General features: G+C 54.2%; 13 protein-coding genes. 9 read left to right on the plus strand and 4 right to left on the minus strand.

Annotated features, from left to right (window positions below):
- The first annotated feature begins 106 nt into the window (after positions 1-106).
- Positions 107-1330, plus strand: a complete 1224-nt coding sequence (locus tag JJU14_RS06925) for an iron-containing alcohol dehydrogenase (RefSeq protein ID WP_228611942.1) — start codon at positions 107-109, stop codon at positions 1328-1330.
- Here the strand turns inward: JJU14_RS06925 and JJU14_RS06930 are convergent.
- Entirely contained in the window at positions 1317-2243 is a 927-nt protein-coding gene (locus JJU14_RS06930; RefSeq protein WP_228611944.1) for a M14 family metallocarboxypeptidase, read from the minus strand. The two genes, JJU14_RS06925 and JJU14_RS06930, sit on opposite strands and share 14 nt — an antisense overlap.
- A gap of 258 nt (positions 2244-2501) precedes the next feature.
- Here JJU14_RS06930 and JJU14_RS06935 point away from each other — a divergent pair, with 258 nt between their 5' ends.
- From JJU14_RS06935 to JJU14_RS06945, 3 genes are all read left to right on the plus strand, one after another.
- The gene (locus JJU14_RS06935) at positions 2502-2894 is read left to right on the plus strand and encodes a glutathione S-transferase N-terminal domain-containing protein (protein ID WP_228611946.1); all 393 of its coding nucleotides are present in this window, start codon (positions 2502-2504) and stop codon (positions 2892-2894) included.
- A gap of 80 nt (positions 2895-2974) precedes the next feature.
- On the plus strand, positions 2975-3817 hold the full coding sequence (locus JJU14_RS06940) for a hypothetical protein (RefSeq protein WP_228611948.1): 843 nt from the start codon (positions 2975-2977) through the stop codon (positions 3815-3817).
- Between the two features lies 1 nt (position 3818).
- Positions 3819-4262, plus strand: coding sequence for a hypothetical protein (locus JJU14_RS06945; protein WP_228611950.1), 444 nt, complete (start codon positions 3819-3821; stop codon positions 4260-4262).
- Here the strand turns inward: JJU14_RS06945 and JJU14_RS06950 are convergent.
- Both JJU14_RS06950 and JJU14_RS06955 read right to left on the minus strand, forming a co-directional pair.
- Complete coding sequence (locus JJU14_RS06950; RefSeq protein ID WP_228611952.1) at positions 4259-4987, minus strand: SIMPL domain-containing protein; 729 nt, start codon at positions 4985-4987, stop codon at positions 4259-4261. The genes JJU14_RS06945 and JJU14_RS06950 overlap by 4 nt on opposite strands.
- Before the next feature lie 126 nt (positions 4988-5113).
- On the minus strand, positions 5114-6400 hold the full coding sequence (locus JJU14_RS06955) for a serpin family protein (protein WP_228611954.1): 1287 nt from the start codon (positions 6398-6400) through the stop codon (positions 5114-5116).
- 136 nt (positions 6401-6536) lie between these two features.
- Here JJU14_RS06955 and JJU14_RS06960 point away from each other — a divergent pair, with 136 nt between their 5' ends.
- The 5 genes from JJU14_RS06960 (at position 6537) to JJU14_RS06980 (ending at position 13386) form a co-directional block, all read left to right on the plus strand.
- Positions 6537-6920, plus strand: a complete 384-nt coding sequence (locus JJU14_RS06960; protein ID WP_228611956.1) for a VOC family protein — start codon at positions 6537-6539, stop codon at positions 6918-6920.
- Between the two features lie 148 nt (positions 6921-7068).
- A complete protein-coding gene (locus JJU14_RS06965; RefSeq protein WP_228611958.1) occupies positions 7069-7398 on the plus strand; it encodes a PadR family transcriptional regulator in 330 nt (109 codons plus the stop codon).
- A 2-nt stretch (positions 7399-7400) separates the two neighbouring features.
- A complete protein-coding gene (locus tag JJU14_RS06970; protein ID WP_228611960.1) occupies positions 7401-8330 on the plus strand; it encodes a hypothetical protein in 930 nt (309 codons plus the stop codon).
- Between the two features lie 137 nt (positions 8331-8467).
- Positions 8468-9709, plus strand: coding sequence for an exonuclease subunit SbcD (gene sbcD, locus JJU14_RS06975; protein WP_228611962.1), 1242 nt, complete (start codon positions 8468-8470; stop codon positions 9707-9709).
- Complete coding sequence (locus JJU14_RS06980; protein WP_228611964.1) at positions 9706-13386, plus strand: AAA family ATPase; 3681 nt, start codon at positions 9706-9708, stop codon at positions 13384-13386. Before sbcD ends, JJU14_RS06980 begins: the two co-directional genes overlap by 4 nt.
- Here the strand turns inward: JJU14_RS06980 and JJU14_RS06985 are convergent.
- Positions 13383-14465 (minus strand): sulfite exporter TauE/SafE family protein, encoded by a 1083-nt coding sequence (locus JJU14_RS06985; RefSeq protein WP_228611966.1) that lies wholly within the window; start codon positions 14463-14465, stop codon positions 13383-13385. The two genes, JJU14_RS06980 and JJU14_RS06985, sit on opposite strands and share 4 nt — an antisense overlap.
- Between the last annotated feature and the right edge of the window lie 100 nt (positions 14466-14565).

Here is a 14565-nt window from a genome sequence, read left to right on the forward strand (position 1 = left end):
TGGTTTTGGCTAGCCTACGGTATCCCTGTGGCGCTGGCAATGGTCTTTGCAAGCCAGGTATATTTGGTGTACAAACATAAGCATTCACCATCACTGGTTTAGCAGCATGCTGTTTACTCTGGAAAAAATTGCCTTACGCCTGTACATGATGGCTTTTAAAGTGAGCACGGCCTTACTGCCCTTTCGCTGGCCCAAGGTCTTTCAGGGCCCGGGCAGCAGTAGCTTGTTGCTGCAGCATATTCAGCAGCAGGAAACCGGCTGCTTGCTGCTGGTCACCGATACTGCCTTACGGCAGTTGGGCTTGCTTGCCCCCTTACTTGCAGAGCTGGAAAGCCTTGGTATTCACTACCAGGTGTTTGATCAGATCACACCCGATCCTATCAATGCGCAAATTGAGGCCGGTTATCAAGCGCTGGTGCAAGCCGATGCCAGCGCTTTGCTGGCAGTTGGTGGTGGCTCGGTGATTGATGCCGCCAAACTGATTGGCGCCAGAGCCAAAAACAAAAAGTCAGTATTAAAAATGACTGGCATGCTAAGAGTGTGGCGCGGCATGCTGCCGGTTTACGCCATTCCTACCACGGCTGGCACCGGTTCTGAGGTCACCATAGCCGCCGTGGTGTCGGATCCCGAGCACCAGCGCAAGCTGCCCCTGATAGATGTGCGCTTGCTGCCCAAAGCTGCCGCCCTGGATGCCCATCTGATGGCCGGACTTCCGCCTGCCATCACCGCCAGTACCGGCATGGATGCGCTGACCCACGCCATTGAAGCCTATTTATCGCGTAACGCCAACCGCACAACCGATCAACAGGCACTGGCGGCTGCACAGGCGATTTTTAGTTATTTGCCGCGCGCCTTTGCCCACGGAGCGGATCTCGAAGCGCGCCAACAGATGGCCGAAGCCTCTCACTTAGCCGGTAAGGCCTTTACTGTGGCAGGTGTTGGTTACATTCATGCCATCGCTCACCAGCTTGGTGCCTACTACCATGTCCCCCATGGATTAGCCAATGCCATGGTGATGCCCTCTGTGCTGGCGTTTTCTCTACCGGCTTGTCAAAAGCGCATGGCGCATCTGGCCCGTCATTGCCAACTGGCAAGTGGTGCGCACAGTGACCAGCAGGCAGCACAGGCCCTGATTGATCGCATTATTCATCTGAATGAAAGCTTTGGCATTGCCAACAAAGTACCTCAGCTGCAAGCCTCCGATATTGCCGCCATTGCCAGAGCAGCGCTGGCCGAAGCCCGCTTTACCTATGCGGTACCGCGCTACCTGAACCAACGCAGTGCCGAGCAACTCATAAGCCAGCTGCTGCCGGACGCTAGTGCTGATTAAGCAGGTGATCCAGTGCGCCACAAATAGCGGCTTGCTGGGCCAGCACGCAGATCTCCGGCGTGCTGCGCGGGCTGTCTGGGTAAACTTCCGTGGTAGTAACAAAAGCCGCATCAGTCATGCCGGCACATAGCCCGGCCCCTTTGGTATCGTACAAAATCACCCCAGGCTGTACCAGAGGCTCACCAATCAAGCAGCCCTGCTCATCCGGCTCGGCAATATGGGTGACCTTTGCTACCTCCTCGATAATAGCTTGCTGAAAGGCAGGTGCAGGCTGTTTCGTATCCCCAACCAGATAAAAACCATCTGGGATATTCCAGTTGGTATTGACGGTGCCATCGCGCGCCGCCTTGGCCGGGCGAAACTCGCTGTTATCGCTGTCAGTGGTTTCGTGCAAATCGATGTGTGCCAGCCAGTTGGCTGTGACTGACTGCACATATTGCATCGCCTGGGCCGACTCCGGTGCCGGGCTTGGGGTGATAAAGGAGCGATTGGGATCCACCGCCTCCGGGTTCCAACGGTTGATGGTTTCATAGCCCCAGGGGCTTAAACAAGGCAGCACCAGCAGGTTGAAATGCTGACTGTAACTAAGCGCCTGCTGGCGTAAAAAGGCCAAAGCACCATGCACCCCGCTGGTTTCGTAGCCATGCACGCCACCTGTTACCAGCACCGAGGGTTTGGTTGGATCCCAGTGACGGCTTTTCACTGCAAACAGCGGGTAATCAGCACCCACCAGCTCCCGGTAATCCAGCCGACCATACTGCTCCACATCAAAATCCTGTTGCAGTGCATTCAGCTGGCTTAGCACATCGCTTTGATAACTGCGCTTGATCTGCTGCTGACTTAACCAACGTGTTTTTTCCGGCTGGCCCCAGGGGGTGCCGACAGTGCCAATGGCATAGATAGGATCCGTCATAACGACTCACTTCAGCAAAAAAAGTCTATGCTAGCACAGATCCCATTTTGTTCGGGATAGTTCAGAAAGTACGCCACTGCATATAGACCATACCTGCTTTTAACTACGAGAGAATCACATTGTTTAAATGTGAAGCTTATGCAAAAAAACGAACGCTCCGCTAACTACTTCCAATAACAGCAACTGGGTTTCAGATCGCAGACATGCTAAACTGGCACTCATTTCAACATCCTTTCCCCGCAACCAACAGAGTCCTTTATGCGCGCAGTTATCCGTTTGTTTTTTCGTGGCATCCGCCTGATTTTAACGCCCTTTATGCTCGTAGCTGAAAAGCTCAGTACACCGGCACCAGTAAAGCGTGAACCAAAGGAGCAGTTGAAGGTTGATAAAGCCTGCCAGCAGTTGGTGCTGTATCAGTTTTTAGCCTGTCCTTTTTGCATTAAGGTTCGCAAGGAAATAGCCCGACTGGGTCTTCGCATCGAAAAGCGGGATGCCCAGCACAATGCTGCTCACAGGGCTGAGCTTGAAGCGGGCGGCGGTCGGGTAAAAGTGCCTTGTCTGCGTATTGAAAATGAGCAGGCTGAAGTACGTTGGCTTTATGAATCCAACGACATCATGGCTTATTTACAACAGCAGTTTGAGCTGAAATAACGTGTCACCCCTACAGTCTGGTTGATCTGGTCACGATTTGTACTAGAATCAAACGATTCTGTTACATTTGGTGCTAGGCCATGGCCGTAGATCTTAGCAAAGCCCCACATATTCTGGTGGTGCATGGCGTTCAGACTGGTAGTAACGAGCAGATTTCGCTGGATAAAACGGTGCGAACGCTGGTCGACCGGGTACTTGCTGCCAGCCATATCTGCGAAGAGTACCAGGTGCTGCAATACCTGTATGAAGACAAAAACGACGCTCATCCCACCGTGCAGCTGGGGAAACAACTGGCAACCGCTATCGCCCGTGGTCGCCCGCTAACCCGCCGGGCACTGAGTATGACGGTGGATCTGATTGGTGATGTTGTTATTGCTGCCGGCCAGGGCAGCACTGCCGCAACCATCCGCGCAGGCCTGCGACAGCGGATTTTAGACTCCCATCAACAAGGACATCGCGTATTGCTGCTAGCACACAGCCTGGGCAGCTTTTATGCTTTGCAGGTACTGAACGAGCTCATAGCTGAACCGGGTTTATTTGCGGGCGACGATCGTCGCTTCTGGCCGGTGCAAGGTCTGATCACATTAGGCAGCCCGCTTGGGCTGGCATTAAATATCGGCCCCTGGCAAGTTTTTCCAAAAGTTCAGCTAAACACCTTAGCATCAGAGCATGAACGCCTGCCCTGGCACAATTTTTACAGCCGCCATGATCCCATCGTTAGTGGCCGGGTGTTTGGCAGTAAAGTGGAAGTAGAGGGCACTGAAGGCCCCGTTGAGCTGCGATATCGCAATGGCTGCGATGACAAAGGCTGGTTGTTGCATGGCCATTATGTCAATACCGGCCAGCGCTGGTTACTGGCGCATACCGCTTACTGGCAAGATCCCTCCCTGGGTCTGCGGTTAGTGGCGATGCTTTGGGGGTAAGATGAAAACGATGCTTTTTATGCTATTACTGAGCTTATCGGGTTGCAGCATAGTCCATTACACTGCCGAAACCGATTTACCCGATACAGAAGCGCGGGCTGCTGTTTTGCATTACCGCCAAGGCGACAGCGTATTGCATATCGTGCGCTGCGGTGCCACACCGCTGCTGTTGGTCGCGGGCTTGCAAGGCCAGCAGCCTCTGCAAAGCCAGGACTATCGGGACTCCACGGGAGCCAGCTGTTTGCTGTTGCAGCAAGCTGGCCAGCCGGTCATGATAAACGAGCTTGCTAAGGATCAAAGCTACGACTTAGTGGTGCAATGCCAGCTTGCGCAGTTACCGGCAGCAAACAGCTATACCTTCAGTCCGCTTGAGCGCAAGCGACAGTGGCTTTGGCCTGGTAGCACAGCCCCCTGGACACCCAGCCCTTGCGTTGACAAAGATTAAGGCTCCAACCGGTAAATCACATTCACCGATTGCTGAATGCGAATATGTTTTGGCAGCACCAGACTACTTTCGGCCATATCGGCACTGGCGCGCATCTGAACGCCATAGACGCCGCTACCTGCACCAAAACCAAAATCTGAGCTTAAACTCCCCCAGCTACGACTGCCTTCACTGATGGCAAAGACCGAGTGAATGCCAGCGCCCTGTGCTTTTGCCAGGCGCTCAGCCCGCTGACGGGCATCAGCTCCGGCCTTGGCCATCAACTCTTGCTCCAACTGTTCTTTCTGGCTAGTTTCAAACTGGCCCTGAATGGAAAAAATATGCGGCTGCTTGAACAAGTGATCCATAATCTCGATGTAATGCTCAATACTACGCAGTTGCACAAACACCGGCTGAGTCGCCGCATAGCCGGTGATGATTCGGCTGCTGTAATCCTGATAAGTCGCTTCTTTGTTGATTTGAGCCGCTTCAATATCGCCCAAATCCACGCCTTTGCTTTGCAAATAGCTCAACAGGCTACGACCTTGTTGGTATACCGCACTGGTTGCCGCATCCGCGGTTTCGGCATTGGCACGGATCACCAAGGAAATACGGGCAGAGTCCGGCGCCACTTCCATCTGGGCAGAGCCGCTCACGGTCACGAAAGGAAAGTCCGGCACCGGGCTGGCTTGGATAGCAAAAGGAAGCAAGGCACTTAGGGCCACAGTCAGCAGCATAGTTCGCATGGTAAAACCTCATCAAGAAACGCTCATATCTGGCCAAGCATAGCCAGGCAGCGTGAACCCTGCCTTAACTGTTTACCATCCGGCAACGGTGTTGCTGGATGGCAATAAGCGGGGTGAAAGCAGAGCTTAGGGCTCTAGGAAACGCCCCATAAACAAAATAGCGCCGGTACCTTGTTCTTCAATCAGATAGATAAAGGGACGATTGACTGTCAGCGCAGCCGGAGGTGGCGCACTGGTCACCCCCATCTCAACAGCCGTTGCCGCAGCTGCTTCGGTACCATACTCATCCACATCAATGACAGCCTGATGCACCGCCGAGCCAATAAACAGAGATTGTGTACCATCGATACCGGAAAAGTCAGCACTGCCGGGTTGAAAAGCTTCCTGCATGCCGAAATCCTGCAACACGGATTTTAAATTGAGTTGGTGCTGTAATTGAAACTTCGGCAGCGTCAGATCCACCAAGTGCTCACTCAGTTGCTGACGGATCTGTTGCAGCCGATCCAGGTTCAGCTCTGCTTCAAAGGCAATAAAATTACCTTCGGATGGCACCAACACCAACATGGCAAACTGCTGGTTGGCGTAGGCTAAACGAATAACCTGATAACCAGCCCCCTCCGCATACAGGGTTCTCACCGCATCTCGCTGCATCATCGGAACCTGTACTGTGCTGCCATTCAAAGGAAAAAAATCTACCTGCTGGGTATCTGCCGGTTTAAACGGCTGCGCCCAGTTAGCTTTGAAAAACATGGTGTTTAACAGCATCAGGCGGGTATCTGCTGTCACACTACCTTCGGCCAACAACTCAGAGAGTTTGCCTTCAGTTTGCTCGGCTACCCAGTTGTTAATCGTTGCTCTGGCTTTGTCTGGTTGCTCTTTAAAGTCAATCTGATGCACGCCAGCATCGTAATGCACCGCCAACAGATCCAGATACTCGGGCAACACAACATAACTTTGCTCCAACCAGCTGGCCTGAGTAAGATTGAAGGTGATCGGGTAATCACCTGTAGCGGCAGTATCATGCAACTGCAACAACAGTTTATTCATGGCTGAATGCAGCTGCTCATCCGGCAGTTGGAAGTTCAGCGCTGTTGCCATTTCCGTAGCCGTCTGCTGACGGGCTCCGGCATAGCTCATTGCCATCGCCAGCGACACCGACATGGGTGCAAAAAACAAGTTTTCATCGTTTTCGGCCTGCCATTGATAGAGCCTCAACGCAAAATCATTGTTGTTATCAATAAGCTGCTCAAATGCAGCTGAACTGACCTGGGGCTGCACATCACGCGGCATATTGGATTGGCTGTACTGATAACCAACCGGCGCAGGATCTTGTTGTACCGGTGGTGCAACAGACTCCGAATCGCCGCAACCTGTAATAACCAGCGCTGCAAAAACAAGGCTTAGATATCGCATCGCATCCTCCTTAATAGTGAGCTATGAGTTTAGACTCCAGATAGTGGCATCAGTATAGGCCTGCGCATCGTGAAAACTGTGACTAAGTGTTATAGAATCTATCGCATTCTGTACTTTCCAAATGATTGAGATTGCTATGCTCAAAGGCATTCATCACCTGGCCATTATTTGCTCCGACTATCAGCGTTCGAAAACCTTTTACCATCAGCTGTTGCAGCTACCGATCCTGGCAGAAAACTACCGGGCCGAGCGCGACTCCTGGAAGCTGGATTTGCAACTGCCAGACGGCAGCCAACTGGAGCTATTTTCTTTCCCATCCCCACCGCCAAGACCGAGCCAGCCGGAAGCGCAAGGGTTACGTCATCTAGCCTTTGTGGTGCAGGATGTGGCCAAGGTGAAGACCTATCTGGAACAACATGGCATTCCCGTCGAACCAATTCGGATTGATCCCTACACCGACAAAGCCTTTACCTTCTTTCAGGACCCGGATGGATTGCCGCTGGAGCTGTATCAAGCTTAACCACCCAGCTTGGTTCATTAGCCGGCCCTGTGCCGGCTTTTTTGTGCAAAAAAACCACAAAACACCTTGACGCCTGTACTGTGCGTCACCTAGTATACATTTACTGTGTCACATACAGTATGTGGCACACAGTAAGCAGGAACCAACTATGACCACAGCGCAACTGGACAAAATGCGGCTGGAACTGCGGCGCGGCGTGCTGGTACTGGCAGTGCTGAGCTCACTAAAAACACCGCACTACGGTTACTCGCTGCGCAAGCAACTGCAGGACGCTGGTATCGATATCGACGAAGGCACCCTCTACCCACTGGTACGCCGGCTGGCCGATCAGGGCCTGCTGGACAGCGAATGGCGTCAGGGCGAAGGCCGGGAGCGGCGCTACTACCAACTGTCAGAAGTAGGCGCCGATTTGCTGACGCAGTTAACGCAAGAATGGCAACAACTAAACAGCGCCTTAGGGCCACTACTGGAGCACTAGCCATGGACTTATTAGAACGCTATCTGGCCGCCGTGCAGCAAGAGCTGCCAAAAGAAAAACAGCAGGATGTCACTCGCGAATTAAAAGCCAATATTCTTGATCAACTGGATGCCGTGCAAGAGCAACAGCCCAGCCTAACGGATGAAGAACGGATACACAGCGTACTGAAACAGCTTGGTCCGCCGAAACAAATGGCCCACCAGTTTGCCCCACCCAGCCCATTAATCCCGGTAGGGCTGATGCCGTTATTTAGTTACACCCTGGCCATGGTGTTTGGCATTCTGTTCCTGATCCAGGTCATTCAGTCCAGTCTGCTTTGGCTTGGCAATGAAAACGTTGGGCTGCTGCTAATGTTAAAGCACATGGCTGGCGGATTTATTCGCGATGCGACCTTTGCATTTAGTGTAATCACATTAGGATTTTGGGCGATAGGAAAAGAGCAAGGCAGTGCTTGTACCACTGCAACCAGCTGGGATCCTGCCAAGCTGCCGCAATTAGCGAAACCCTGGCAGCGCATTGAGCTCAGTGATATTTTCACCGATCTGGCGACGTATTTGTTCCTGCTGCTGCTGATTTGGTACCCGGTTTTTGGGCAGAACCTTGCAGCGGTAGAACTTACCCTCAACAGTCGTTTCTTGCTTCAGGCCTTTAGCCCTTTGCTGCTGCTTGGCATCACCCTCAGTGCATGGCAACTGAAACAGCGCTACTGGACTGAAGCTTTGCTGAAATGCAACCTGGCACTCAATGCTCTGCTGGTCACAGCCATTGTTATTCTGGCATGGACCAGCCCATTCTTCAGCGGTGTGCCGGAACAACTGCTCTGGCTGACGACGGAGCAGCTGGAGCGCAGCATCAGCATCACTTTACTGATTATCGCTCTGTTTCCGGGCTGGGAAGTTATTCGTGACTGGCGACGCTTGCAACGCATGTAAGTGTTTATGCCTCAGTGAGCATACAACAGGCAGCCCGCGCTGCCTGTTTTTTTTAGTAGAAACCAGCAAAGGTCCCTTAAAAATGAATCCATTATGGTAGTCTAAGGCTCTGTCTACCGTTCATCAGCAAGCCTTGTATGAAAATCATTCACACCTCCGATTGGCACCTGGGCCAAAGCTTTTTTACCAAAAGCCGTAAAGCCGAGCATCAGGCGTTTTTGCACTGGCTGCTGGCGCAGGCAGAGCAGCAGCAAGTCGATGCCATTCTGGTAGCCGGCGATGTGTTTGATACCGGCACACCGCCAAGTTACGCCCGCGAGCTGTACAACGAATTTGTGGTGGCCTGCAACCGGCTCGGTGTCTGCCTGGTGGTGCTGGCTGGCAACCATGATTCTGTGTCGGTATTGAATGAATCGCGCCAGTTGCTGGCTTGTTTGAATACCTATGTGGTCGCCAGTGTCACTGATGAACCAGAACACCAACTGATTGCACTGCCAAAACGCAATGGCAGCACCGGCGCTCTGCTATGTGCGGTGCCCTTTATTCGGCCACGCGATGTGCTGCAAAGCCGTGCCGGCGATAGCGGCCTCACCAAGCGCCGGGCACTGGGCACAGCCATTTCGCAGCACTACCAGCAGCTGTATCAGCTGGCCCTGGCCAAGCGCCAGACGTTAGCGCAGCCGCTGCCGATTGTCGCCACAGGCCACTTAAGTGCTTTGGGAGTTAGCCAGTCCGAATCCGTGCGCGATATTTATATTGGTACTTTGGATGGCTTTCCGGCCGATGCTTTTCCGCCCGCCGATTACATTGCACTGGGCCATATTCACCGCCCACAAATCGTTGGCAAACAGCCACATATCCGTTATAGCGGCTCGCCTATTCCACTGAGTTTCGATGAGCTTGGGAGTGCCAAGCAGGTGCTGCTGGTGCAATTTGCCAACGATCAGCTGGATACAGTGACACCACTGGAAGTACCGCGCTTTCAGCCAATGGCCTTGCTAAAAGGCAGTCTGAAGGAGCTGGAGCAGCAACTAAGCAGCTACCCGGAGCAGGCTGAGCAGCCCACCTGGCTCAGCATCGAAGTGGCGCTGGATGATTATTTGTCGGATTTGCAGCAGCGCATTCAGGCGCTCTGTGCGGATAAAGCGGTGGAGGTGCTGCAGCTACGACGGGCCCGCACCAGGCAGCGTCAGTCACTGCAGCAGCAGCAAAATGAAACCTTAACCGAGCTGACCCCACAGCAGGTATTTGATCGCCGGCTGGCACTGGAAAACTTTGACGACGAAAACGCCGGCGCCCGAAAAAACCGGCTGGAGCAGTTGTTTCACCAAGTACTGGCTGAGGTAGAAAGTGGCGACAGCGAGGAGAGCCCGGCATGAAAATTCTGACGCTGCAGTTTGCCAATCTCAACTCCCTGAAAGGCCAATGGCGCATTGATTTCACCCAGCCACCTTTTGCCGATAATGGTCTTTTTGCTATCACCGGGCCAACCGGTGCCGGCAAAACCACCATTTTGGATGCCATCTGCCTGGCGCTGTATCACCAGACCCCGCGGCTGGGCCTGATTACCCAAAGCAGCAATGACATCATGACGCGTGGCTGTGGCGACTGCCAGGCGGAAGTGGAATTTGAAGTCAAAGGCACAGTCTACCGTGCTCACTGGAGCATGCGCCGCGCTCGCGGCCAGGCCGATGGCAAACTGCAGCCAGCCGATGTCGAACTGGCTGAAGCCGCCACGGGCAAGGTATTATCCAGCCAGCTGAAGCAAAAAAACGAGCAGATTGAGCAACTGACCGGGCTGGATTTTGCCCGTTTTACCCGCTCGATGATGCTGTCACAAGGTCAGTTTGCCGCTTTTTTGCTGGCCAATGAAAGCGACCGCGCCGAGCTGCTGGAAGAGCTGACCGGCACTGAGATCTATGGCCAGATCTCAATGCAAGTGCATGAGCGCCACAGCCAGGCCAAACAACAGCTGGACACCTTAAGCGCCAAAGCCGATGGCATGCAGCTGTTAACCGATGAACAGCACGCTGAGCTAACGCAACAACAAAGCAGCCTGCAGCAGCAACGTCTGCCACTGCGTCAGCAACAAGACAGCCTCCGCACTCAAGCTGAGTGGTACAAGGACCGTCAGCAGGCAACCCGGCAGCAACAAGAAGCAAGCGCCGCTTTGCAGCAGGCCGAGCAGGCGCTCCAACAAGCCGCTCCGCAGCTGCAACGCCTGGCAGACAGTGAGCCGGCCGAAGCGCTGCGTGGCCTCTATCAGCGCTGGCAGGACAGCCAGCAGCATGCAGAGCAAGCCAAAGCCCAGTTGCAACCACGCCAGCAGCAGCACCCTGAACTGGCAGCCAGACATACCGCAGCAGATGCAGAAGTGCAGCAATTGCACGCGGCCCTGCAAAGCGCCAAAAGCCTGCACAAAGCCTTAGCGCAACTGCTAAGCGAGCAGGTCGAGCCGCTGGATCTTAGCCTGAAGCAACGAACAGCACAGCGCCAGCAACAGCAAGCAGAACACCACAAGCAACAGCAAAAATTGCAGCAACTCGAGCAGCAATACGGCGACAAGCAACAACAGCTGGCACAACAGGCAGCGGCCATGCAGCAATTGGAGCAGTATCTGCTTCACCATCAGGCAGATGAACGCCTCGGCCGCGAGCTTGGTCGCTTGCAAGAGCTGCATCGGGCTTGCCTGCAGTTGCACCAGCGATTGGCCGACAAACAGCAACAGTTGGCCAAAAACCAGCAGCAGATTGAAGACTTCAGCGCGCAGCAAGCCGGGCTTAGCAGCACCGAACAAACACTGGCTAGTCAGCTGCAGCAGGCACAGCTGCAACTGGCGCAAAGCCAGCAAGCGCTGCAAAGCACTGAGCAAGGCAGTGACCTGCAGCAAGACGAAAGCACGCGCGATGCCATGAACCAGCAGTTGCCTGCATTGCATGCCCTGCAGCAATTGCAGCAGCGCTACCAGCAAAATCATCATCAGCAGCAGGAAAAACTGCAGCAACAGCAGGATGTCAGCGCACAGCAGCTGCAACTAAAGCAGCAGCATCAAAGCCTGGCTGCCCAGTTTCGTCAGCAACGCCAACTGACCGAAGCCCTCAGCAAACTGGTGAGTCAGGATGAGCAATTGGCGCACTACCGCGCTGAACTTATGCCAGGTAGCCCCTGCCCGCTTTGTGGCAGCGAACAACACCCGGCGCTGAGTGAGCATCCGCATTTGCCAGCTGAGCATATCCAGCAGCGCGATCAGGCTATCGCAGATCTGCACGCGCTGGAAGAGCAAGGCAAGCAGCTGCGTACTGAGCTCGATAGCTGTGAGCGCCATTTAGCAGAGCTTGACAGCACCCTTGCGCGGCTTGGCAGCGAGCAACAGCAGCTGCAGCAGGATTGGCAGCAACACACTGAGCAAGCCACATTGCCAGCACTGCCAGCGATAAGCGACATCACAGCGCTGAACGAGTTGCTCGCCAGTAAGCAGGAGCAGCTAAAACGGCTGAGCAGCCGCATTCAGCAACTGCGCTCTATCAGTCAAACCTTGCAACAACAGCAGCAGCAGTGCCAACAATTGGAGCACAAGCTGATGCAGGCCAAACAGCAACTGCAGCTGTTTGACGAGCGACTGAGCCAGCAACAGCAAAGCCTTGCTACAGGGCAAGCGGAGCTGACTGGCTTGCAGCAGCAACTGGACGCGCAGTGGCAGCAATTGGCCGGGCATTTAGCGGCGCAGCAACTTAGCATGCCAGCAGAAGCTGACTTTGCTGATTTCCTGGCAAAGAAACAACAGGATGCCGAGCTCTGGCAGCAAAAACAGCAACAACTGCACCGCTTGAAACCGCAGCTAGAGCGCCTGCAAAGCGACCGCAACTATGTGCAGCAGCAGTTGCAGGAGCAAACGCAATGCCAGCAGAAACGGAGCTCGGAGCTCGCCCAAATGGAAGCTGAACTAAGCCAGCTCAGCGCCAAGCGGCAGCAGCTTTTTGGCGATAAAGATCCAAATCTTGAGCGCCAGCACAGCGAGCAACAGCTGGAACAGCTGGAACAAAAACTGTCGCAGGCCGAACAACAACGCCAACAGCAGCTGCAAGCCTTGCATCAGTTAGAGGCCAGCATCCAAAGCCTGCAAGACAGCCTGCAGCAATGGCAAGCGCGCAGCCAGCAGCACCAGCAGGTGTTTAACGAAGCCCTGGATGCATCCGTCTTTGCCGACGAGCAAGCCTTTATCAAGGCCCTGCTGTTACCCGAAGACAAACAACAGCTGCAGCAACTGCGTGAACAGCTGCAGCAACAAACTCAGCAGGCCAGGTTTGCCTTGCAGCAAGCCGAACGCCGCTGCCAGCAGCTGCAGGATGATCCCAATGCCAGCCGCTATGCCAACAGTACTTTGGATGAAACCGAGCAGCAACTGCGTAGCCTGCATGAGCAATTGGATGCACTGAACCAGCAGCTTGGCAGTGTTACGGGGCAGTTGCAGCAGGATGCCCGCTTACGCAGTGATCAACAGCAACTGCTGGCGCAAATCACCGGGCAACAGGCCGAGCTGGATGATTTGAGCTACCTGCATGCGCTCATCGGCTCGCGCGATGGCGCCAAGTTCAGGAAGTTTGCCCAGGGCCTGACGCTGGATCATCTGATGTATCTGGCCAATCAACAGCTGGAGCGGCTGCACGGCCGCTACCAGTTGCAACGAAAAGCCGGAGAAGGACTGGAGCTCAGTGTGCTGGATACCTGGCAAGGCGACGCCGTGCGCGATACCAAAACGTTGTCCGGCGGCGAAAGCTTTCTGGTAAGTCTGGCACTGGCGCTGGCACTGTCGGATCTGGTCAGTCATAAAACCAGCATCGATTCGTTATTTCTGGACGAAGGCTTCGGCACTCTGGACAGCGAAACACTGGATATTGCGCTGGATGCGCTGGATAACCTCAATGCCAGTGGCAAGATGATTGGCGTGATCAGCCATATTGAGGCAATGAAAGAGCGCATCCCTACCCAGCTAGTGGTTACCCGCAAAAGCGGCCTGGGGGAAAGCCGGTTGGATAAAAAGTTTGCGGTTAACTAATCTGAGCGCAGCGGTTTTGCTTCCTGCCCGGCTTCGATATGCTCCACCTCAGTCAAAGCCTGAGGTGGAGCTACTGCCAATCGCTCCCCCGCCAAACGGGCACCAAAGCGGCGCAGGCGTTCAAAACCCAACAGACAAATAGCCACCGCCATTAAAGCCACAGCACTGCCTCCGAAGCCCAGCACACCTTGCTCGGAGTAGAGTGTCCAGACAAACTGGCCAACACAGAGGGTGGATACCACCAGCAAGGTCGGTTTACGGCCAATTTTCGCCACGATATAAACCCCAAGGGGTGCGCCCAAGGCAACCACAGGCGCGGCCGCCAACCAGTTCTCAAACACACCAGGGGCAAGGCCCGGGCCAACCGTGACTTTAATCAGTACGCCAAGCACTGAAGCAAAGGCCATAATCACCACCGAGGTGGGAATGGCGATTTTTAAATCAGCCCGGCTAATCAGCACCAGCGCCGTGTAAAGCACCATATCAATACCTACCCCGGTTACCGATACCACTAAAGCGCCTGCTAACACACCAATACACAGCCCAAGCTGAAAATCCCAGCGCTCATCAAATTCGGTCATACCCGTATGACTAGCAATTTCCTGCAAGCGCCATAAGTGCAGCACACCAAAGCTGGCCCAGACGATGGCAAACAACAATTTAATCCAAAGCTCTGGCACCCAAGGGGCAAGCAGGAAGATGCCCAGCGGCAGACCAAACAAACAGCCCAGCATAGCGCCTTTAAGCATGGCCCAGGCAATGGGCTGACGCCGAGCCAGAATAAAGATACTGGCACTGACCATGCCAATGGATTGAATGGCAAAACTAAAATCACGCCCAAGGCTGGCCGGTAACTCAAACAACAGCACCAAGACAGGAAAACCAACCGTACCTCCCCCCATCGGCGTGGAGCCAGCAGCATAACTGCCAATCGCCATCGCTACCGCCATGGGCCAGTGCTCTGCGGCCACCGGCCAAAGACCGCGCCCCAACACCAAATAGAGCCAGGCACCGAAAAACACCACAAGCCATAGCAACCACAGCCACAGTCTTGGTTTGTCAGGTGAATGTGTTGTCATAAAGTATCTGGCTTGGCCATTTCGAAAGAGGATCATCATAGATCAGCTGAGCAGGTCTGACAATCAAGCTGGACAGGCTGCAGCAGCTGGCATAGGCTAA

Source organism: Alkalimonas sp., from assembly GCF_020831925.1.
Taxonomy (GTDB): domain Bacteria; phylum Pseudomonadota; class Gammaproteobacteria; order Enterobacterales; family Alteromonadaceae; genus Alkalimonas.

Bases quoted from the DNA above. Each gene is read 5' to 3' on its own strand.
- JJU14_RS06955 (WP_228611954.1), bottom strand. From the start codon at position 6,400: ATGCGATATCTAAGCCTTGTTTTTGCAGCGCTGGTTATTACAGGTTGC.
- JJU14_RS06980 (WP_228611964.1), top strand. From the start codon at position 9,706: ATGAAAATTCTGACGCTGCAGTTTGCCAATCTCAACTCCCTGAAAGGC.
- JJU14_RS06970 (WP_228611960.1), top strand. From the start codon at position 7,401: ATGGACTTATTAGAACGCTATCTGGCCGCCGTGCAGCAAGAGCTGCCA.
- JJU14_RS06965 (WP_228611958.1), top strand. From the start codon at position 7,069: ATGACCACAGCGCAACTGGACAAAATGCGGCTGGAACTGCGGCGCGGC.
- JJU14_RS06930 (WP_228611944.1), bottom strand. From the start codon at position 2,243: ATGACGGATCCTATCTATGCCATTGGCACTGTCGGCACCCCCTGGGGC.
- JJU14_RS06985 (WP_228611966.1), bottom strand. From the start codon at position 14,465: ATGACAACACATTCACCTGACAAACCAAGACTGTGGCTGTGGTTGCTA.
- JJU14_RS06960 (WP_228611956.1), top strand. From the start codon at position 6,537: ATGCTCAAAGGCATTCATCACCTGGCCATTATTTGCTCCGACTATCAG.
- JJU14_RS06940 (WP_228611948.1), top strand. From the start codon at position 2,975: ATGGCCGTAGATCTTAGCAAAGCCCCACATATTCTGGTGGTGCATGGC.
- JJU14_RS06935 (WP_228611946.1), top strand. From the start codon at position 2,502: ATGCGCGCAGTTATCCGTTTGTTTTTTCGTGGCATCCGCCTGATTTTA.
- JJU14_RS06925 (WP_228611942.1), top strand. From the start codon at position 107: ATGCTGTTTACTCTGGAAAAAATTGCCTTACGCCTGTACATGATGGCT.
- sbcD (WP_228611962.1), top strand. From the start codon at position 8,468: ATGAAAATCATTCACACCTCCGATTGGCACCTGGGCCAAAGCTTTTTT.
- JJU14_RS06950 (WP_228611952.1), bottom strand. From the start codon at position 4,987: ATGCGAACTATGCTGCTGACTGTGGCCCTAAGTGCCTTGCTTCCTTTT.
- JJU14_RS06945 (WP_228611950.1), top strand. From the start codon at position 3,819: ATGAAAACGATGCTTTTTATGCTATTACTGAGCTTATCGGGTTGCAGC.